This window comes from Streptomyces sp. NPDC041796, assembly GCF_055590785.1.
Genome location: NZ_JBVJAH010000014.1, coordinates 37331 through 57115, shown reverse-complemented (window position 1 = coordinate 57115; position 19785 = coordinate 37331). Strand labels below are relative to the sequence as shown.

Below are 19785 nucleotides of genomic sequence, written 5' to 3'. Positions count from 1 at the left end.
CTTTGGTCTCAGGCCGTGCGGCAGGTGCCACGGCCGGCCGCACCGGCTCCGCGGGCGCCGCACGTCAGCCGTTCAGGTAGGTCAGCACCGCGAGTACCCGTCGGTGATCGCCGTCACTCGGTGACAGCCCGAGCTTCAGGAAGATGTTGCTCACGTGCTTCTCCACCGCGCCCTCGCTCACCCTCAACTGGCGCGCGATCGCCGAGTTCGTCCTGCCTTCGGCCATCAGGCCGAGAACCTCTCGCTCGCGAGGCGTCAGCGCCGCCAGCACGTCCTGCTTACGGCTGCGGCCGAGCAGCTGGGCCACCACCTCCGGGTCCAGCGCGGTGCCGCCCCGGGCGACCCGCACCACCGCGTCCACGAACTCGCGGACGTCGGCCACCCGGTCCTTCAGCAGATAGCCCACCCCGCGGCTGTTGCCGCCCAGCAACTCGGTGGCGTACCGCTCCTCCACATACTGCGAAAGCACCAGGACCCCGATGTCCGGGTGCTCCTTGCGGAGCTGCACCGCCGCCCGCACCCCCTCGTCGGTGTGGGTCGGCGGCATCCGTACATCGGCGACCACCACGTCCGGCAGCGCTCCCTCGTCCGCCAGCTCACCCACCGTTTTGACCAGCGCCGCCCCGTCCCCGACACCTGCGACGACGTCATGGCCCCGGTCCGTCAGCAGCCGGGTCAGACCCTCCCGGAGCAGCACGGAATCCTCGGCGATGACCACGCGCACCCTGTCCTCCACCACAAGCCGCATCCCCCATGTATCGATGTGCACCACGCGACTTCCGCGTCTGCGACCCAGCATTCCAGCATCCGGATGCCGGCGCGTCGGCCTGTGGACAACTGGTCGGCCGGCAGCCGTCCGGTGGGGATGGGCGAAGGCACGGCGGAGAAGAGGAGCCGGGAGATGGCGGAGATGTGGATGGAGGCGGGAGGCAACATGGGGGTGGGAGGCGACATGGGGGTGGGGGAGCGGGGGTACGGCCGGTCGGGGAGACGGGCGCCGACAGTGGACCGGCGGTGTCAGCCCCGCCAGGGCAGCTCGGCGGTGACCGTGGTCGGCCCGCCGACCGGCGAGTGCACGGCGAGGATGCCGTCCACCGCGTCCAGCCGCTCCGTCAGCCCCGCGAGACCGCTGCCCTCGGTCACACCCGCGCCGCCACGGCCGTCGTCCGTCACCTGGAGCATCAGCCTGTCGTCCACTCGCCATACGTCGACCGTCGCACGGCTTGCTCGTGAGTGCTTCGAGACGTTCTGGAGCAGTTCCGAGACGGTGAAGTAGGCGATGCCCTCGATCGCGGGGGCCGGCCGGGTCGGCAGATCCACCTCCACCCTCACGGGCACGGTGCAGCGGGAGGCGACGGAGGACAGGGCCGCGTCCAGCCCGCGGTCGGTGAGGACGGCGGGGTGGATGCCGCGTGCCAGGTCCCGCAGCTCCTGCAGGGCGAGCTTCACCTCACCGTGGGCCTCGTCGACCATGGCGGCGGCCGCGTCCGGGTCCTCCAGCAGCTTCTCCTTCGCCAGCCCCAGGTCCATGGCGAGGGCGACGAGGCGGGCCTGGGCGCCGTCGTGCAGGTCACGCTCGATACGGCGCAGGTCGGCGGCCGCAGTATCGACGACCACGCCCCGGTCCGACTCCAGCTCCGAAACCCGGGTCGCGAGCCGGGACGGGCTCAGCAGGCCCGTCACCAGCAGCCGGTCGACCGCCGCCAGCGCCCGGACGACCCAGGGCGTCACGAGGACGAAGAACAGGCCGAACAAGCTGGTGGCGGTTATCTCCACCGGCGAGTCCAGGTAGAAGTTGTGCGTCCCGTCCCCGTACAGCTGAAGACCGTCCACACCCGCGTACACCGGGAAAACCCACCGCCACAGCGGGTACGTCAGCAGGCCCCAGCCGTACGTCCAGAAGACCACCGCGACGGTGAAGGCGAAGATCGCCCACGGCATGTGCACCACCGCGTAGAGGAAGTGCCGCCAGGACTCTCCGCTCTTGAGGACACCGCCCACCCAGTCCATCAGCCCCCCTCCGGACCGGCTGCGCACGGGCGAGGGCTCGGCGACCTCCACCCCCAGCAGGCCGCGCGCCCGCGCCCGCTCCACCGTGCCGAATCCGCGGCACATGGCGAGCGCGGCGGCGAGCAGCGGAATGCCCAGGAAGGTCACCACCAGGCCCGCGCCGAGCGACACCATGGCTATGGACAAGGTGAAGTAGAGGACGCTCAGCGGCAGACCGATCAGCAGGTAGCCGAGCTCGCGCCAGGTGCGGGCCTCGAAAGGCGCCCGCAGCGCCACGGGAAGGCGGTGGTGCCGGGTCTCCGGTCCGTAAGCCAGGGCCATCGGGTCGTCCGTCCGTTTCTCGTGTTCTCTCGTCGTCTTCTCGCCGTCGCCATGTCCGCATGTCCCCATGTCCACGGAAGGGCGTGTGGGTGTGTGGAGTGCGCTCGAGCGGTGCACCAGGGCGGTGCGTTCACTGCGTCAAGCCTGCTGGCTCGGCCGGACGGACACCATGAGGCTCGTATCCGTCTTTGACCGGGGGTTATCCCCCCTACCGGGCGGGCGGTACCTGCTGTCGCGCGGGGCGGGAGGTGCCGCGGTGGCGCCACGGCAGCTCGGCCGTGACCGTCGTCGGCCCGCCGGCCGGCGAGTCCAGGGCGAACAGGCCGTCCACCGACCCCAGCCGCTCCGCCAGGCCCGCCATGCCCGTACCCCCGTCGAGCCGGGCACCCCCGCGCCCGTCATCGGTCACCTGGAGCATCAGCCTGTCGTCGGCTCGCCACACATCCACCGCGGCGGTGCGTGCCCCGGAGTGTTTCGAGACGTTCTGGAGCAGTTCCGAGACGGTGAAGTAGGCGATGCCCTCGATCGCCTCCGCCGGCCGCTCCGGCAGGTCGACGGTCACGGCGACGGGCACGGTGCAGCGGGAGGCGACGGAGGACAGGGCCGCGTCCAGCCCGCGGTCGGTGAGGACGGCGGGGTGGATGCCGCGTGCCAGGTCCCGCAGCTCCTGCAGGGCGAGCTTCACCTCGCCGTGCGCCTCGTCGACCATGGCGGCGGCCGCGTCCGGGTCCTCCAGCAGTTTCTCCTTCGCCAGACCGAGGCCCATGGCGAGGGCGACGAGGCGGGCCTGGGCGCCGTCGTGCAGGTCACGCTCGATTCGGCGGAGGTCGGCGGCCGCCGTGTCGACGACCACGCCCCGGTCCGACTCCAGCTCCGAGATCCGCCGCTCCAGTTCGTCCGACGGCGACAGCAGTCCGCGCACCATCGCCCGGTCGGCGTTCGTCAGCGCCCTGGCGAGGTAGGGGAGCACCGGCCACAGGACGATCAGGCCCACCAGGGCCACGGTGAACGTCAGCACACCCCAGGGCAGCCGTATGAACTCGTACAGCACCGTCCGCCACGCCACCGGGTCCTTCAGCACCGTCCACAACCAGGCCAGGAAACCCCCGCCCGGCCTGTGCGGCAGCGGGCTCGGCTCGTCGATGCGTATGCCCAGCAGGGCCCTCGCCCTCGCCCGCTCCGCCCTGCCGAGCCACCGTGCCCCCACCAGACCGGCGCCGAGCAGCGGAAGACCGACGACGGTCACCGACAGCCCCGCACCGACGGCCACCATGAACACCACGTAAACAAAGCCGGTCAGGGCGATCGGAAGGTTGGCCAGAAGGTGGGCGACTTCCTTCCAGACGTGCCGGTCGAATGCGATGCGTGCGGTCATGCGGCCCAGCCTGCCGGGCACGACCGGCGCACGCCATGGGGTTCGTGGGGGGAGACGAAGTAGGGGTAACCCCACCTGAAGTGCGGCACGGCTGATTACCGCCGCATAGCCAGGGCCTAGACTCCCGTGCGTACAGATCGCATAAGCATCGCCGCGAGAGCAGGGAGCGAGGGAAACGGACGTGCCGGAACCGACCGTACGCACCGAACCGACCGTACTCGCCGTCGACTATTTCCAGAGCTATTCGGTCGTCGGCCTGCTCGCCCTGATCGGCGTGCTGTTCGTCGCGGTCGCCTTCGCGGCCGGCCGGCTGCTGAGGCCCGTCGTGCCGACGCCGGAGAAGCTGCTGACGTACGAATGCGGCGTCGACCCGGTCGGCGAGGGCTGGGCCCACACGCAGGTCCGCTACTACGTCTACGCTTTTCTGTACGTCATCTTCGCGGTGGACTCGATCTTCCTCTTCCCGTGGGCGACCGTCTTCGCCGCACCCGGTTACGGCGCCACGACGCTGGTCGAGATGTTCATCTTCCTCGGCTTCCTGGCCGTGGGACTGCTCTACGCGTACAAGAAGGGCGTCCTGACATGGACGTGACCCCTGTCGACCTCCCCGAGCCGAAGAGGCTGGGAGCCCTTGCCCGGCTCGCGCCAGAGCCGATGAAGGTGGTCCTGAACTGGGGCCGCCGCTACAGCCTGTGGGTCTTCAACTTCGGCCTCGCATGCTGCGCGATCGAGTTCATCGCCGCGTCGATGGCGCGGCACGACTTCATCCGCCTCGGCGTGATCCCGTTCGCACCGGGACCGCGCCAGGCCGACCTCATGATCGTCTCGGGTACGGTCACGGACAAGATGGCGCCCGCGGTGAAGCGGCTCTACGAGCAGATGCCCGAGCCCAAGTACGTCATCTCCTTCGGCGCCTGCTCCAACTGCGGCGGCCCGTACTGGGACTCGTACTCCGTGACCAAGGGCGTCGACCAGATCATCCCGGTCGACGTGTACGTACCCGGCTGCCCGCCGAGGCCCGAAGCGCTGCTCCAGGGCATCCTCAAGCTCCAGGAGAAGATCGCCCGGGAGTCGCTGAGCGAGCGGTACGGCCATGGGCGTCCGCCGTCGGTCGGCCAGCTGCGCAGCGGCCTGGTGCCCCCTCCGGGAGGTACGGAGTGAACGCGTACGACCGTCTTCCCGATGCCGTCACCGAGCTGTTCGGCGACGAGGCCACGGCCGAGCAGACGTACGACCTGCTGACGGTCGACGTCCCCGCCGGGTCCTGGATCACCGCACTGGAGACCGCCCGGGACGAGCTGGGCTGCACCTACTTCGACTGGCTGAGCGCGGTCGACGAGCCCGCCACGGGCTTCCGCGTCTGCGCCCACGTCGTCGCCCTGGAGAGCGGCCGGGTCCGGCGGCTCCTCCTGCGTACGACCGTGCCGCACGACGCTCCCGCCCTGCCGAGCGCCATCGGCGTCTACGCGGGCGCCGCCTGGCACGAACGCGAGACGTACGAGATGTTCGGCGTCCGTTTCGAGGACCACCCCAACCTGGTCCACCTCCTGCTCCCCGAGAACTTCGAGGGCAACCCGCTGCGCAAGGACTTCGTGCTGGCCGCCCGCGTGGCCAAGGCGTGGCCGGGCGCCAAGGAGCCGGGCGAGTCCGAGCACGGCGGACCCAAGCGGCGCCAGATGCTGCCGCCGGGCGTCCCCGACCCGAACGACTGGGGCCCCATGAAGGGCCAGCTCCCGCCCGCCCCGGCCCGTCCCGCGCGCGCCGCGCGTCCCGCGGGCGACCGCCCGGTCCGCCGTACGCGCACGGCGGGCGAGGGCTCGGCGAGCCAGGCGGCACCGGAGGCGGCCGCGACGGAGGCTGCCGCGGCGGAGGCGGCCCGGCCGCGCCGCGCACGCAGCGCCTCGGAGGGCTCCGCGAGCCAGTCCGCCGCCCCGGCGGGCCCCCGCCGCACGCGCAGCGCGAGCGCGGGCTCGGCCGGCCGGCCCGGCACGGAACCCGCGACGGAGACGTCCCCGACGCCACCGCCCCGCACCCGCAGCGCGGACGCCCCCTGGAACAACCCGCGCCCGGCCTTCGACGACACCCCGGCCCCGGACACCACGCCCGAGACGGCACCGGGTGCCCAGTCGCCGGACACCGCGTCCGAGACCCCGGACACCAAGCCCGAGACCACGGACACCGCGCCCGGGCCCGCCCCGGAGGCACCCGCCCCGGACGCCGCGCCCGACGGAGTCACCCCGAAGGCCCCGGACGCGCCCGCCCCGGACGCCCCGGACGCGCCCGCGCCGGACGCCGCGCCCGAGCCCGCCCCCGACGCCGTGCCCGACGGAGCAACCCCGAACGCCCCGAACGCCCCGGACGCGCCCGCGCCGGACGCCGCGTCCGGGACCGAGGGCACCGAACCACGACGGACGAACACCGAAGGAGACGCGTGAACGACGTACTCGACGTCGCCTTCCGGCTGCTCGTCGTCTTCGCCGTATTCCTGGTCCTGCCCCTGGTGATCGGTCAGACCGAGCACAAGGTGATGGCCCACATGCAGGGCCGCCTCGGCCCCATGTACGCCGGGGGGTTCCACGGCTGGGCACAGCTCGTCGCCGACGGGGTGAAGTTCGCGCAGAAGGAGGACGTGGTCCCGGCCAACGCCGACCGCCGCATCTTCCAGCTCGCCCCCGCCGTCGCCCTGCTCCCCTACCTGCTCGTCCTGGTCGCCATCCCGATCGGTCCGAGTGAAGGAGCCGTCGGCGAGGTCGTCGACGCGGGCATCTTCTTCGTGCTCGCCGTCATGGGCGTCGGCGTGCTCGGCTCGCTCATGGCCGGCTGGGCGTCCGCCAACAAGTTCTCCCTCCTCGGCGGGCTGCGCACCGCCGCCCAGCTCCTCGCCTACGAACTGCCCATGCTGCTCGCCGCCGCCTCCGTCGCGATGGCGGCCGGCACGGTGTCCCTGCCCGGCATCGTCAACGCCTTCGAGTGGTGGTGGCTGCCCTGGCAGATCGTCGGCGCCCTGGTCTTCTTCGTCGCCGGCCTCGCCGAACTCCAGCGCCCTCCGTTCGACATGCCGGTCGCCGACTCCGAGATCATTTTCGGCGCGTACACCGAGTACACCGGTCTCCGCTTCGCACTGTTCCTGCTGGCGGAGTACGCCGGCATCGTCGTTCTGTGCGGTCTGACCACCGTCCTCTTCCTCGGCGGCTGGCACGGCCCGTTCGGGGCCGAGGGCCTCGGCTGGGTCTGGACCCTGCTCAAGACGGCCGTGCTCGCCTTCATCGTGATCTGGCTGCGCGTGAGCTACCCGCGGCTGCGCGAGGACCAGCTGCAGAAGCTCGCCTGGACCACGCTCGTGCCGCTCGCCCTCGCCCAGATCGCCCTCACCGGCATCGTCAAGGTGGTGAACCAGTAATGGCACCGATTCCCGGGTCCGGCCTCGCCAAGGGCCTGGCCGTCACCCTGCGCACGATGACGAAGAAGAGCCACACCGCGCAGTACCCCGACGCCCAGCCCGAGCTGCCGCCGCGCACCCGTGGCGTGATCGGCCTGTTCGAGGAGAACTGCACGGTCTGCATGCTCTGCGCCCGTGAGTGCCCCGACTGGTGCATCTACATCGACTCCCACAAGGAGACGATCCCCGCCGCCACCCCAGGCGGCCGGGAGCGCAGCCGTAACGTCCTCGACCGGTTCGCCATCGACTTCGCCCTGTGCATGTACTGCGGTATCTGCATTGAGGTCTGTCCTTTCGACGCGCTGTTCTGGTCGCCGGAGTTCGAGTACGCGGAGACCGACATCCACGACCTGACCCACGAGCGGGACAAGCTCCGCGAGTGGATGTGGACGGTGCCCGAACCGCCCGCCCTCGACCCCGGTGCCGAGGAGCCGAAGGAGATCGCCGCGGCCCGCAAGGCCGCGGAGAAGCTCGCCGCCGCCCAGGCCGCCGCCACCGTGGCAGGCCCGCCCGGCGCCACCGGCACCACCACCGCGCCCGGCGCATCCGGCGATCCCGCCACCCGACCGGACACGAGCACCGGCAAGAGCCCGGGCACCACCACCCGCCCGGACGCGGGCCCCGCAACCGGCCAGCCGCAGCCCCCGGCCGAGGGAGGAACCGCGTGACGCTCGCCGCCACCAACGGCTTCCTGTCGCCCACCGGCGTCGAGATTGCCTTCCTCCTCGTCGGCATCGTCACCCTCGGCGCCGCCGTCATAACGGTCACCACCAAGCAGTTGGTGCACGCCGCCCTGTGGCTGGTCGTGGCGCTCGGCGGGCTCGCCGTCGAGTACCTCCTCCTCACCGCGGAGTTCATCGCCTGGGTCCAGGTCCTGATCTACGTCGGTTCCGTCGTCGTCCTCCTCCTCTTCGGTCTGATGCTCACCAAGGCACCCATCGGCCGCTCTCCCGATGCCGACTCGGCCAACCGCCCCGCCGCCCTCGCGGTGGCCGTCGCCTCCGCGGGCGCCCTCATCTGGGTGGTCGTCGACGCGTTCCGCGCCACCTGGATCGACCTCGACGGGCCGGCCCAGGGCTCCACCAAGGTGTCGGGCGCGATCCTCTTCCGGCACTGGGTGCTGCCCTTCGAGGCGCTCTCCGTCCTCCTGCTCGCCGCGCTCGTCGGCGCCATCGTCCTGTCCCGCCGGGACCGCGAACAGGAAGGCGGGAACTGATGCACCTCGCCTACCCGGCGGTCCTCGCCGTCCTGCTGTTCTGCACCGGCCTGTACGGGGTGCTCGCCCGTCGCAACGCGATCCTGGTCCTGATGTCCGTCGAGCTGATGCTCAACGCCGTCAACCTCAACCTGGTCGCCTTCGACGTCTGGCTCCGCGACACCCTGCACGCCGGTCAGGCGCTCACCCTCTTCACCATCGCCATCGCCGCCGCCGAGATCGGCATCGGCCTGGCGATCGTCCTGATGGTCTACCGCAACCGTGGCACCTCGGACATCGACAAGCTCCGCGACAACGCCGAGACCGCGAGCGCGGACGAAACAGCAGGCGCCGACGAGACCGCGGGCCCCGACGAGAAGGCTGAGGCCGCCGCGTGACCACCACGACCCTCGCCGTCCTCGTTCCCCTCCTTCCGTTCCTGGGCGCCGCCGCCGGGCTGCTCCTCGGCCGCACCGCACCCGGGTTCGTGCGACCCCTGGCCGTCCTGCCGACCCTCGCCGCCCTCGTGCTCGCCGTTCTCGTCGCCGTACGGCAGGGCGGCGGCAAGGCGATCGACGCGTCGACCCAGCTCACCCCGACCGGCTCCGTGCCGATCGACCTGGCCCTGCACCTGGACGGCTTCGCCGTGCTGACCGCCGTCCTGGTGGGCCTGGTCGCCTCGTGCGTGCAGATCTACTCGACCGGCTACCTCCGTGACGATCCGCGCTACCCCTCGTACGCGGCGCTGGTCTCCCTCTTCACCTCCGCGATGCTGCTCGTCGTCTACTCCGGCGACCTGATGGTGCTGCTGGTCGGCTGGGAGATCATGGGCATCTGCTCGTACTTCCTCGTCGGCCACTACTGGGAGACGCCCGAGGCGCGCGCCGCCTCCCTCAAGGCCTTCCTGGTCACCAAACTCGGCGACGTCCCCTTCCTGATCGGTCTGTTCGCGCTGGCCGCCGACGCCGGCACCTTCCGGATCACCGGGATCCTCGGCGCCGTCGCGGCCGGTGGCATCGATCACCCCACCCTGGTGGCGCTCCTCCTGCTCGCGGGCGTCGCCGGCAAGTCGGCGCAGTTCCCGCTGCACACCTGGCTCCCGGACGCCATGGCCGGCCCGACGCCGGTCTCCGCGCTGATCCACGCAGCGACGATGGTCGCCGCCGGTGTCTACTTCGTGGCCCGGCTCCTTCCCGTGTTCGCCGCTTCCGCGGCCGCCATGACCGTGCTCGCCGTGATGGCGGCGGTCACGATGGTCGGCTCCGGACTCGCCGCCCTCGCCCAGGACGACATCAAGCGGGTCCTCGCCTACTCGACCATCGGCCAGCTCGGTTACATGTCGGGCGCCCTGGCCGTCGGTGACCGTGGCGCGGCCGTCTTCCACCTCCTGTCGCACGGCGCCTTCAAGGCGCTGCTGTTCCTCGCGGCCGGTGTGATCATCCACGCCGCCGGCACGAACTCCCTGGCCGCCATGTCCCGCATGCGGGGCCTCACCTCCCGCATCCCCGACGCCTACTGGACGATGACGGTCGCCCTGCTGGCCCTCGCCGCGATCCCGCCCTTCGCCGGCTTCTTCTCCAAGGAAGCCGTCCTGGTGGCCGCCGAGCACACCGCCCTCGGCGACCGGACCGTCGCCCCGGCCGGGGCGGGCTGGATCGTCCTCGTCTCCGGACTGCTCACCGCCCTCCTCACCGCCGCGTACGCGATGCGCCTGTGGCTGCTCGCCTTCCGCGGACGCGGCGCCGAAGCCCCCCGGCACGGCCACCAGCCGATCGTCATGAACGCCGTCCTGTGGGTGCTCGCCGTCCCCTCCCTCGCCTTCGGCCTGACCGTGGGCGTGCTCGGGGACTGGTTCGACGGCCACGCCCTGACCCCGACCGTCACCACGGCCGTCCTCGGCACGGGCATCGCCCTGGTCGGCGGACTCGTCACCTACGCCGCCTGGCGACACACCACCGCGATGGCCGCCCGCCACCCGATCGGCGCGGTCGCCGCCCACCCCGAGGCCGAGCCCGCCGTGTCCGAGGCGGAGGCGATCGCCACCCACACCCCCGCCCACGGCGACATCGCCCGCCCGTCGCCCGACCGCCACCCCTCGTCGACCGGCTTCGCCGAGCCGCTTTCACCCCTCCCGGACCCCGCCGACCCAGGACGCCTGCTGCTCGGCCCGCTGCACCGCCACGCCGCCGCCGGTTTCCATCTCGACGCCGTCTACTCCGCCCTCTTCGTACGCCCCGTCAGGGCAGGGGCCTCACTGGTCAGCTTCCTCGACCGCGAGGTCGTCGAGACCTACGTGCGCGGAGCGGGCAGCGGCACCAACCTGCTGGGACGGGCCGTCCGGCGTGCCCAGACCGGCAACGTGCAGACCTACCTCAGCGCCCTGCTCGCCGGCTCCGTCGTCCTGGCGATCGCCGCCGTCCTCGTAGCCGCCGGAGCGTGAGCCGTGATCGATATCAGCGAATCCGTGATGCAGTTCCTTCTCGCGTTCCTCGTCGTCGGCCCGCTCATCGGCGCCGCGGCGGCCCTCCTGCCCGCCCCGCCCGGGCTGAAGGGGAAGTCCCCGGACCAGGCCGTCCTGCGCCACGGTGTGACCGTCACCGGCGCGATCCTCGCCGCCGCGATCGTCCTCACGCTCGGCTTCGACCACGACCAGCCGTCCAGGATGCAGGCCACGACGGACATCAGCTGGATCCCCGCACTCGACGTACGGATCCACCTCGGTGTCGACGGCATTTCCCTCCCCCTCCTGGTCCTGACCGCGCTGCTGACCTTCCTGTGCGCGCTGTACAGCTACTTCAAGATGCCCGCGGGCCCGTCCCCCCGGGCCTTCGTCGCCCTGCTGCTCGTCCTCGAGTCCGGCACGCTGGCGACCTTCGCCGTCCTCGACCTGCTGCTGTTCTTCCTGGCCTTCGAGATGGTGCTCATCCCGATGTACTTCCTCATCGCCCGCTGGGGCGGTGAGGGGCGGCGGCCGGCCGCCTGGCGGTTCATCCTCTACACACTGCTCGGTTCGGTCGTCATGCTGCTCGGCCTGCTGCTCATCGGGCTGAAGGCCGGCACCTTCGACATGGTGGCACTCGCCACTGACAACGGCCGCGACATCACCACGTCCGTGCAGGTCATCGCGGTTCTCGCGGTCGGGATCGGCCTCGCGGTGAAGACCCCGATGTGGCCGCTGCACAGCTGGCTGCCGGATGCCCACACCGCCGCGCCGACCGTCGGCTCCGTCCTCCTCGCCGGCGTCCTGCTCAAGATGGGTACGTACGGATTCGTCCGGATCGCCCTGCCCATCACGCCCGACGGCATGCACATCCTCGCGCCCTACCTCGCCGCGTTCGCCGCCGCAGGCATCATCTACGGATCGCTGGCGTGCCTGTCCCTCGCCCGTACCGGCGCGAAGGGCGACCTCAAGCGCCTGATCGCGTACTCCTCCGTGGGGCACATGGGCTTCGTCCTCCTCGGCATCGCGACCATGACGCCCACGGGCGTCAACGGCGCGCTGTTCGCCAACATCGCCCACGGCCTCATCACCGGCCTCCTGTTCTTCCTGGTCGGCGCCATCAAGGACCGGTACGGCACGGCCGACCTCGACATCCTCGCCGGAGCCACCGGTGCCGCGCTCTACGGCCGCGCGCCCCGCCTCGGCGGCCTCCTCGCCTTCGCCGCCGTCGCCTCGCTCGGACTGCCGGGCCTCGCCGGATTCTGGGGCGAGATGCTGGCCCTGTTCGGCGCGTTCCAGCCCGCCGAGGGACTCAGCCGCCCCGCCTTCCTCACCTTCATGGCCGTCGGCGCGTTCGGCACACTGCTCACCGCCGCGTACCTCCTCGTCGTCGTACGGCGCGTCTGCATGGGCGCCAGGCCCACCGCCGAACAGCCGGCCCTCGCCGACGTCCAGCCGTACGAATACGCCGCCTGGTCGCCACTGGCCGTCCTCACCGTCGTCGCCGGCCTCTGGCCCGCGGTCCTCCTCGGCCTGACCGACCCGGCCGTGCAGAAGCTCCTCGCAGGAGGCAAGTCGTGACCCTCGCAGCCACGAGCGCCCCGAGTGCTCCGAGCGCGGGCGACCTCGTCCAGTCCGTCGACTGGGCCGCCGTCGCACCGCCGACCATCGCCGCCGTGGTCGCCCTTGTCGTGCTCGTCGCCGACCTCTTCGTACCGAAGGCGCGCAAGCAGCTCCTCGGCTGGGGCGCGATCGCCGGCCTCGTCGCGGCGATCCTCACCCTCGTACCACTGCGCAAGGGCGACCGCAGCACCTTCTGCCTGACCACCGACGCCGACGCGTGCAGCTACACCGCCGACCACTTCACCCTGGTCATCCAGTTCCTGGTCCTGGGCGGGGCGCTCCTGACGGCGCTCCTGTCGCTCCACGACACCAAGGAGAGGCTCCCGGCCGGGGAGTTCTGGTTCCTCCTGCTCTCCTCGGCCGCCGGTGCCGCTCTGCTGCCCGCCTCCCGCGACCTGGCCACCCTGGTCGTCGCCCTGGAGGTCGCCTCGCTGCCCGCCTTCGCGCTCGTCGGCCTCAAGCGCGGCGACCGCATGTCCGGCGAGGCGGCGCTGAAGTTCTTCCTCTCCTCCGTCACCGCCACGGCCGTCATGCTGCTCGGCGTCAGCTTCGTGTACGCCTCGACCGGCACCCTGCACCTGACGGAGATCGCCCAGAGCCTGGACGACGTCCCGGGGCAGCTCGAAACCCTCGCCAAGGCGGGTGTCGCGCTCACCCTCGTCGGCTTCGCCTTCAAGACGGCCGCCGTGCCGTTCCACTTCTGGGTGCCCGACACCTATGTCGGCGCGCCGCTGCCCATCGCCGCCTACCTGTCCGTCGTCGGCAAGGCGGTCGGGTTCACCGGCCTCGTGCTGGTGACCGTCATCGCCTTCCCGACGTACGCGGACGTGTGGGGCCCGGCCCTGGCGGTGCTCGCCGCGCTGACCATGACGGTCGGCAACGTGGCCGCCCTCCGGCAGGTCTCCACGCGCGCGTGGAGCGCGGTACGGCTGCTGGCCTGGTCGTCGGTGGCCCAGGCGGGCTACCTCCTGGTGCCGATCGCGGCGGCCGCGTACTCCGGCGACGACCAGATCGGCGCCACCGTCGCGTACGCCCTGATGTACGCCGTGGTGAACCTCGGCGCCTTCGCGGTCGCCGCCCTGGTGGCCCGTACGCACCCGCTGAACCGGATCTCCGACTACCGGGGCCTGTACGCCACCCGGCCCGGCGCCGCGCTCGCGATGGGGTTCTTCCTGCTCAACCTGGCCGGCCTGCCGCCGGGCATCATCGGCCTCTTCGCGAAGGTCACCGTCTTCTCGGCGGCGGTCGACGCGGGCCTGGGCTGGCTCGCGGTCGTCATGGGCCTCAACGTCGTCATCGCCCTCTACTACTACCTGCAATGGACGGGGCTGCTGTTCCGGGCGCCCGAGGGGGCCCCCGCGCAGCCGCCGCTCAAGCAGCCCGTCCCCGCGCCCGTCACCGTGGCCATCGTCGTCACGGCCGTCGCCGGTGTGGTGCTGTCCGGCTACCCCCAACTGGTGCTGCGTTTCGCCGCCGACAGCCTCTTCTGACCCATGCCCAGCCCTCCACAGCCCCCGCACTACCTAGGAGCACGGCCGTGCTGAACGGTTTCAAGGACTTCATCCTCCGGGGAAACGTCATCTCCATGGCGATCGGCCTGGCCGTCGGCGCGGCCTTCACGGCGGTCGTCACCGCCTTCAGCAACGCCTTCATCACCCCGCTCATCGGTCTCGCCACGGGCACGGTCGGAGACTTCAGCCACTCCTACTTCACGGTCAGGGACGCCAAGTTCCCCTACGGTCTGTTCATCAGTGCCGCCCTGGCGTTCGTGATCACCGCGGCCGTGCTCTACTTCTGCGTCGTCGTCCCGATGATGAAGATCCAGACCCGGTTCAAGCGCGACGAGCCCTTCGACATCAAGGCGGCCGTCCGCGACTGCCCGCGCTGCTTCACCGAGATCCCCGCCGTCGCCAGCCGCTGCGCCCACTGCACCAGCGAGGTCGAGCCGGTGGCGGAGGCACTGGAGAAGGCCGGGCTGCCCGCCCAGCGCTGAGTCACCCGGACGGCCCACCCCCCGCCCCCGGCGCACAAGGGAACCCGCCATGCCCGCCTGGCGTTGACCAGTACGGGAGGGTCCACTGAACAGTGGACCAGCACCAGGCAAAGGGTTCCCCTGCCGCACCATTTGGAGGGCGTACCGTGCACCGCCGGCACAACGGGCTGAAGACCGCCGTACTCCTCGGGGGACTGTCCGCACTCATCATCCTGATCGGCAGCTTCTTCGGCCGTACGGGTCTCGTCGTCGCGCTCTTCGTGGCCCTCGGCACCAACGCGTACGCGTACTGGAACAGCGACAAGCTCGCGTTGCGAGCCATGCGGGCACGCCCCGTGAGCGAATTCCAGGCACCCCAGCTGTACCGGATGGTCCGGGACCTCTCCACGCAGGCCCGCCAGCCGATGCCCCGCCTCTACATCTCGCCCACCCAGGCCCCCAACGCCTTCGCGACCGGGCGCAACCCGCGCAACGCCGCGGTCTGCTGCACCGAGGGGATCCTCCAGATCCTCGACGAGCGCGAGCTGCGCGGCGTCATCGGCCATGAGCTGAGCCACGTCTACAACCGCGACATCCTGATCTCCTCGGTCGCCGGAGCCCTCGCCTCCGTGATCATGTTCCTCGTCAACTTCGCCTGGCTGATCCCCGTGGGCCGCTCCGACGACGACGACGGGCCGGGCCTGTTCGGCATGCTGCTGATCATGCTGCTGGGCCCGCTCGCCGCGTCGGTGATCCAGCTCGCCATCAGCCGCTCCCGGGAGTACGAGGCGGACGCCTCCGGAGCCCAGCTCACCGGCGATCCGCTCGCCCTGGCCAGTGCGCTGCGCAAGTTGGAGGCGGGCACCAAGAGGCTCCCGCTCCCGCCGGAGCCCCGGATCGAGACCGCCAGCCACATGATGATCGCGAACCCGTTCCGTCCCGGTCAGGGGTTCGCCAAGATGTTCTCGACCCACCCGCCGATGGCGGAACGCATCGCCCGACTCGAACAGATGGCAGGTCATCGCCCGTGAAAGCAATCCTGAACCTCATATGGCTGCTCCTGGGCGGCTTCTGGCTGTTCCTCGGCTACATGGTCGCGGGCCTGCTCCTCTGCATCACCATCCTCGGCATCCCCTTCGGCGTGGCGGCCTTCCGCATCGGCCTCTACACGCTGTGGCCCTTCGGCCAGACCGTCGTCGACCGCCGCGACGCCGGCGCCGCCTCCTGCATCGGCAACGTCCTGTGGCTGGTGCTCGCCGGCTGGTGGCTGGCGCTCGGACACGTGGTCACCGGCCTCCTCCTGTGCGTCACGATCATCGGCATTCCCCTGGGAATCGCCAACTTCAAGCTCATCCCGGTCTGCCTGCTGCCGCTCGGCAAGGAAATCGTGCCGAGCGACCGCCCCTTCGCCACCCAGTGACGCCGGACCCCGCCATCGCCCGGCGACCCGTCGACGACGAGGACCCCTCCAACTCGTCGACCTGATCGTCGAACGGGGCGTCGAGGTCGTCCTCGCGTGATTGTCAGTGCCGTGGTGCACCATGAACACATGACCGAGAAGCAGCAGTTGCCGGTCGGCTGCGAGGGCGCGCCCCGCACCCGAATATGACGCGACGCGGCGCGTCAGCTCCGCCGCACCGCGTACATGACCGCGCCCGCCGCCAGGACCGCCGTGCCCGCCAGGACCGACGACAGGGGCAGGGCGAACGCAAGGGCCAGGCAGCCCGCCAGCCCGGCCACCGCCAGAACCCGCCCCGAACCGAGCGTCCACGACGCGGCGTTGGCGATCGCGTAGTACACCAGCACCCCGAACGACGAGAAGCCGATCGCCCCCCGCACGTCCGCCGTCGCCGCCACCACCGCGACGACCAGCCCCACCGCGAGCTCCGCGTGGTGCGGCACCTTGAAGCGCGGGTGCACGGCGGCGAGCGTACGGGGCAGGTGGCCGTCACGCGCCATCGCCAGCGTCGTACGGGACACTCCGAGGATCAGCGCCAGCAGCGAACCCAGCGCGGCCACGGCCGCGCCCACACGCACCACCGGCACCAGCCAGTCCGCGCCCGCCGCCCGTGCCGCGTCCGCGAGCGGAGCCACCGAGTCGCCCAACTCCCGCACCCCGAGCACCGACAGGACGGAGACCGCCACACCCGCGTACACCACCAGTGCGATACCCAGCGCCAGCGGTACCGCCCGTGGGATGGTCCGCGCCGGGTCCCGCACCTCCTCACCGAGCGTGGCGATCCGCGCGTACCCGGCGAACGCGAAGAACAGCAGCCCCGCCGCCTGCAGCACCCCGCCCGCCGTCACATCCCCGCCCGGCGCCAGACGCCCGGCGTCCACCGCGCCCGATCCGAGACAGGAGACGACCACCGCGACCAGAACCGCCAGTACGCCGGTCACGATGACGCGCGTGAGCAGGGCCGACTTCTGGACGCCCGCGTAGTTCACGGCAGTCAGCGCTACGACCGCCGCGACCGCCACCGCGTGCGCCTGTTCGGGCCACACGTACGAACCGACCGTCAGCGCCATCGCCGCGCACGAGGCGGTCTTGCCGACCACGAATCCCCAGCCCGCGAGGTAGCCCCAGAAAGGACCCAGCCGTTCGCGCCCGTACACATACGTCCCGCCGGAAGCCGGGTACCGGGCGGCCAGCCGTGCCGACGCCATGGCGTTGCAGTACGCGACGGCTCCGGCCAGCGCCAGTCCCAGCAGCAGCCCGCTCCCGGCCACCCCGGCCGCCGGGCCGAGAGCCACGAAGATCCCGGCTCCGATCATCGAGCCGAGACCGATGACGACCGCGTCGAAGACGCCCAGCGACCGCCGTAGCTCTTGTGTCATGCACCGCACCCTACTGATCTCCGCAACCACCGCCCGCACCACCGGCGTCCTCCAGGACAACACCGCACGAAAGGCAGGTTCACGGCATGGACATCCTCAGCTGGATCATCCTGGGGCTGCTGGCCGGCGTCATAGCCAAGGTGCTGCTCCCCGGCCGTGACCCGGGCGGGCTCATCGGGACGACGCTCATCGGCATCGCGGGCGCCTTCGTCGGCGGCTGGATATCGGCACGGTTCCTGGACCGGACGATCAGCAACCAGTTCTACGACGGGCCCACCTGGCTCGCGGCCATCGGCGGCTCGCTGGTGCTGCTGATCGCCTACCGCATCCTGTTCGGCCACTCCCGCTCACGCTGAACGCCGGGGCTCAGCCCGCGAGTGCCGGGGCTCAGCCCGCGAGTCCCGTCTGCCGCAGCGTGATGTTCAGCCGGCCCGAGCCCAGCCCGACCGCGGGGTCGGCCGTCCCCGGCCTGACCTTCGGCACCCCGTGGTACGCGAAGCGTGAGGCACCACCGAAGACGAACAGATCCCCCGACGCCAACTCCACGTCCGTGTACGGGCGGTTCCGCGTCTCGGTGTTCCCGAACCGGAAGACGCAGGTGTCCCCGATGCTCAGCGACACCACCGGGGCGGCGGACCGCTCCTCCTTGTCCTGGTGCAGGCCCATACGGGCGGCACCGTCATAGAAGTTGATCAGCGCTGCGTCCGGGGCGTAAACCCCGTCACACCCGTTCCCGTCCCCATACGCCGCCACCAGCGCAGCCCGCCCCAGGTCCGCCAGCCAGTCCGGGAAAGGAGTCACTCGGGCGCCGTTCACGTCATCGGCCGTCCTCGTGTACCGGTACGGCTGCCAGTGCCACCCCAGACACACCGTCCGAACGGACATCACCCCACCGCCAGGCAACACCGTGTGCCGCATCGGCACCGGACCGCGCGCCCACTCCCGGCACGCCTCGACCAGCTCCCGCTGCCGCTCCAACGGCAGCCACCCCGGCACGTGCACCGCCCCGGGGGCGACCTCCGCCGGCTCGCGCGGCAGCCGGAACAGCCCGTCCGTCACCGTACGAGCGCGCCTTCCAGCCCCAGCAGCCGCTCCTTGCGTTCCACCCCGCCCGCGTACCCCCGCAGCGCCCCGTCCGCTCCGATCACCCGGTGGCAGGGCCGCACCACCAGGAGCGGGTTGCGCCCGATCGCGGTCCCCACGGCCCGTACTCCGACACCCGGCGCACCCACGCGCGCCGCGATCTCCCCGTACGTCACGGTCGTGCCGTACGGGATGTCCTCGAGCGCACGCCACACCCGCCGCTGGAAGTCGGTGCCGGCGTCGGCGTACGCGAGGTCGAAGCGGTTCAGCCCGCCCGAGAAGTACGCCCGTAGCTGAGCCGCGATGCCCTCGAACGCCTCCGGAGCGTGCCGCCAGCCGTCCCGGACGGTCGCCCCGCCCTTCTGTCCCGGCAGGGAGAGCGACGCGAGAGCGGTCCGGCCGTCCGCGGACTGCTCGCCGACCAGCAGCATCTCGCCCAGCGGGCCGTCGACGTACGCGTACACCGTCATGATCCGTTCCCTTCCTCGCCTGCCCACCAGTCTGGGTGCCCGAGCACCCACAAGCTGGCGGTTTTCGGACATGACGGTTCCCCCGCCGCCCAGGATGCTCGCGCCCAGGGTGCCCGCGCACAGGGCGGGGGCGGGCCGGCCGAAGCCGTACCCGCCCCCGATCCGCCCGATGTCCGGTCCACGCCCGGCCGCGTCCGGCCCGCGCCCGGTCCGCCCGTGAACGGTCCTACCGGTAGTTCACGAACTGCAGGGCGAAGTCGAAGTCCTGCCCCTTCAGCAGCGCGATGACGGCCTGGAGGTCGTCGCGGCTCTTGGAGCTGACGCGCAGCTCGTCGCCCTGCACCTGCGCCTTGACGCCCTTCGGGCCCTCGTCACGGATGATCTTCGCCACCTTCTTGGCGTTCTCCTGGGAGATGCCCTCCTCGATCGAGGCGAAGATCTTGTACTCCTTGCCGGACAGCTGCGGCTCACCGGCGTCCAGCGACTTCAGCGAGATACCGCGCTTGATCAGCTTGGACTCGAACACGTCGAGGATGGCCTTCACCCGCTCCTCGGAGTTCGCCTGCATCAGGATCTTCTCGCCGGACCAGGCGATGGAGGCCCCGACGTTCTTGAAGTCGTAGCGCTGCGAGATCTCCTTCGCCGCCTGGTTGAGGGCGTTGTCGACCTCCTGCCGCTCGACCTTCGAGACGATGTCGAAACTGGAGTCGGCCATGTCCTGTGGCTCCTTGGGTCGCGTGCGTAGAGGTTGCTGAGAGGTACGGCCGGCTCGCCGGACCGCCACCCCAAAGCCTAGCCATCCCGCCCACCGCGAGTGCTGATCAATCCGGTGGCGAAGCACCCCCGGACATCAGGTATCGTTTACGTCGTTGCCGGGGAGCACCGCTGAAAAGCGGCCATACTCCTGGCGACATCCCATGGCGGTGTGCCCGAGTGGCCAATGGGAGCGGACTGTAAATCCGTCGGCTTAGCCTACCCAGGTTCGAATCCTGGCGCCGCCACGCGATGAACGGCCCCTG

21 protein-coding genes and 1 tRNA gene are annotated in these 19785 nt (G+C 71.2%); 15 read left to right on the top strand and 7 right to left on the bottom strand.

Going from position 1 to position 19785, the window contains the following annotated elements; translation table 11 throughout:
- Positions 1-64 precede the first annotated feature (64 nt).
- The 3 genes from ACZ6C1_RS26595 to ACZ6C1_RS26585 all read right to left on the bottom strand — a co-directional run bounded on the left by ACZ6C1_RS26595 (position 65) and on the right by ACZ6C1_RS26585 (position 3706).
- Complete coding sequence (locus ACZ6C1_RS26595) at positions 65-724, bottom strand: LuxR C-terminal-related transcriptional regulator (protein WP_469244096.1); 660 nt, start codon at positions 722-724, stop codon at positions 65-67.
- A gap of 293 nt (positions 725-1017) precedes the next feature.
- The gene (locus ACZ6C1_RS26590; protein WP_469243918.1) at positions 1018-2331 is read right to left on the bottom strand and encodes a sensor histidine kinase; all 1314 of its coding nucleotides are present in this window, start codon (positions 2329-2331) and stop codon (positions 1018-1020) included.
- Positions 2332-2539: 208 nt separating this feature from the next.
- The gene (locus ACZ6C1_RS26585; protein ID WP_469243916.1) at positions 2540-3706 is read right to left on the bottom strand and encodes a sensor histidine kinase; all 1167 of its coding nucleotides are present in this window, start codon (positions 3704-3706) and stop codon (positions 2540-2542) included.
- A 181-nt stretch (positions 3707-3887) separates the two neighbouring features.
- On the opposite strand from ACZ6C1_RS26585, the gene ACZ6C1_RS26580 reads away from it, so the two are divergent.
- The 13 genes from ACZ6C1_RS26580 to ACZ6C1_RS26520 all read left to right on the top strand — a co-directional run bounded on the left by ACZ6C1_RS26580 (position 3888) and on the right by ACZ6C1_RS26520 (position 15795).
- Positions 3888-4298 (top strand): NADH-quinone oxidoreductase subunit A, encoded by a 411-nt coding sequence (locus ACZ6C1_RS26580; protein ID WP_469243914.1) that lies wholly within the window; start codon positions 3888-3890, stop codon positions 4296-4298.
- Positions 4289-4867, top strand: coding sequence for an NADH-quinone oxidoreductase subunit B (locus ACZ6C1_RS26575; RefSeq protein WP_469243912.1), 579 nt, complete (start codon positions 4289-4291; stop codon positions 4865-4867). The genes ACZ6C1_RS26580 and ACZ6C1_RS26575 overlap by 10 nt, the downstream gene beginning before the upstream one ends.
- Positions 4864-6141 (top strand): NADH-quinone oxidoreductase subunit C, encoded by a 1278-nt coding sequence (locus ACZ6C1_RS26570; protein ID WP_469243910.1) that lies wholly within the window; start codon positions 4864-4866, stop codon positions 6139-6141. The genes ACZ6C1_RS26575 and ACZ6C1_RS26570 overlap by 4 nt, the downstream gene beginning before the upstream one ends.
- Complete coding sequence (locus ACZ6C1_RS26565; RefSeq protein WP_469243908.1) at positions 6138-7106, top strand: complex I subunit 1/NuoH family protein; 969 nt, start codon at positions 6138-6140, stop codon at positions 7104-7106. The genes ACZ6C1_RS26570 and ACZ6C1_RS26565 overlap by 4 nt, the downstream gene beginning before the upstream one ends.
- Positions 7106-7813 carry a NuoI/complex I 23 kDa subunit family protein gene (locus ACZ6C1_RS26560; protein WP_469243907.1) on the top strand — a complete coding sequence of 236 codons (708 nt, stop codon included), beginning with the start codon at positions 7106-7108 and terminating at the stop codon, positions 7811-7813. Before ACZ6C1_RS26565 ends, ACZ6C1_RS26560 begins: the two co-directional genes overlap by 1 nt.
- Complete coding sequence (locus ACZ6C1_RS26555) at positions 7810-8361, top strand: NADH-quinone oxidoreductase subunit J family protein (RefSeq protein ID WP_469243905.1); 552 nt, start codon at positions 7810-7812, stop codon at positions 8359-8361. The genes ACZ6C1_RS26560 and ACZ6C1_RS26555 overlap by 4 nt, the downstream gene beginning before the upstream one ends.
- On the top strand, positions 8361-8738 hold the full coding sequence (nuoK, locus tag ACZ6C1_RS26550) for an NADH-quinone oxidoreductase subunit NuoK (RefSeq protein WP_469243903.1): 378 nt from the start codon (positions 8361-8363) through the stop codon (positions 8736-8738). Before ACZ6C1_RS26555 ends, nuoK begins: the two co-directional genes overlap by 1 nt.
- Positions 8735-10780: an NADH-quinone oxidoreductase subunit 5 family protein gene (locus ACZ6C1_RS26545; RefSeq protein ID WP_469243901.1), complete on the top strand. Its 2046-nt coding sequence runs from the start codon at positions 8735-8737 to the stop codon at positions 10778-10780. The genes nuoK and ACZ6C1_RS26545 overlap by 4 nt, the downstream gene beginning before the upstream one ends.
- A 27-nt stretch (positions 10781-10807) precedes the next feature.
- On the top strand, positions 10808-12361 hold the full coding sequence (locus ACZ6C1_RS26540; RefSeq protein ID WP_469244094.1) for an NADH-quinone oxidoreductase subunit M: 1554 nt from the start codon (positions 10808-10810) through the stop codon (positions 12359-12361).
- Complete coding sequence (locus ACZ6C1_RS26535) at positions 12358-13893, top strand: NADH-quinone oxidoreductase subunit N (protein ID WP_469243900.1); 1536 nt, start codon at positions 12358-12360, stop codon at positions 13891-13893. Before ACZ6C1_RS26540 ends, ACZ6C1_RS26535 begins: the two co-directional genes overlap by 4 nt.
- Positions 13894-13940: 47 nt before the next feature.
- Positions 13941-14396: a large conductance mechanosensitive channel protein MscL gene (gene mscL, locus ACZ6C1_RS26530; RefSeq protein ID WP_469243898.1), complete on the top strand. Its 456-nt coding sequence runs from the start codon at positions 13941-13943 to the stop codon at positions 14394-14396.
- 146 nt (positions 14397-14542) lie between these two features.
- The gene (gene htpX, locus ACZ6C1_RS26525; RefSeq protein WP_469243896.1) at positions 14543-15406 is read left to right on the top strand and encodes a zinc metalloprotease HtpX; all 864 of its coding nucleotides are present in this window, start codon (positions 14543-14545) and stop codon (positions 15404-15406) included.
- Positions 15403-15795 (top strand): YccF domain-containing protein, encoded by a 393-nt coding sequence (locus ACZ6C1_RS26520; protein WP_469243894.1) that lies wholly within the window; start codon positions 15403-15405, stop codon positions 15793-15795. The genes htpX and ACZ6C1_RS26520 overlap by 4 nt, the downstream gene beginning before the upstream one ends.
- 203 nt (positions 15796-15998) lie before the next feature.
- Here the strand turns inward: ACZ6C1_RS26520 and ACZ6C1_RS26515 are convergent, their stop codons facing one another.
- A complete protein-coding gene (locus tag ACZ6C1_RS26515) occupies positions 15999-17213 on the bottom strand; it encodes an APC family permease (protein WP_469243892.1) in 1215 nt (404 codons plus the stop codon).
- Between the two features lie 86 nt (positions 17214-17299).
- Here ACZ6C1_RS26515 and ACZ6C1_RS26510 point away from each other — a divergent pair, with 86 nt between their 5' ends.
- A complete protein-coding gene (locus ACZ6C1_RS26510) occupies positions 17300-17569 on the top strand; it encodes a GlsB/YeaQ/YmgE family stress response membrane protein (RefSeq protein ID WP_469243891.1) in 270 nt (89 codons plus the stop codon).
- A gap of 31 nt (positions 17570-17600) precedes the next feature.
- Here ACZ6C1_RS26510 and ACZ6C1_RS26505 read toward each other — a convergent pair whose 3' ends face one another.
- The 3 genes from ACZ6C1_RS26505 to ACZ6C1_RS26495 all read right to left on the bottom strand — a co-directional run bounded on the left by ACZ6C1_RS26505 (position 17601) and on the right by ACZ6C1_RS26495 (position 19481).
- Positions 17601-18272 carry an alpha-ketoglutarate-dependent dioxygenase AlkB family protein gene (locus ACZ6C1_RS26505; RefSeq protein WP_469243889.1) on the bottom strand — a complete coding sequence of 224 codons (672 nt, stop codon included), beginning with the start codon at positions 18270-18272 and terminating at the stop codon, positions 17601-17603.
- Positions 18269-18766: a methylated-DNA--[protein]-cysteine S-methyltransferase gene (locus ACZ6C1_RS26500; RefSeq protein WP_469243887.1), complete on the bottom strand. Its 498-nt coding sequence runs from the start codon at positions 18764-18766 to the stop codon at positions 18269-18271. The genes ACZ6C1_RS26505 and ACZ6C1_RS26500 overlap by 4 nt, the downstream gene beginning before the upstream one ends.
- A gap of 226 nt (positions 18767-18992) precedes the next feature.
- Complete coding sequence (locus ACZ6C1_RS26495; protein WP_064069978.1) at positions 18993-19481, bottom strand: YajQ family cyclic di-GMP-binding protein; 489 nt, start codon at positions 19479-19481, stop codon at positions 18993-18995.
- 204 nt (positions 19482-19685) lie between these two features.
- Between ACZ6C1_RS26495 and ACZ6C1_RS26490 the strand changes: the two genes are divergently transcribed.
- Positions 19686-19767 (top strand) — tRNA-Tyr (locus ACZ6C1_RS26490).
- Positions 19768-19785: the final 18 nt, after the last annotated feature.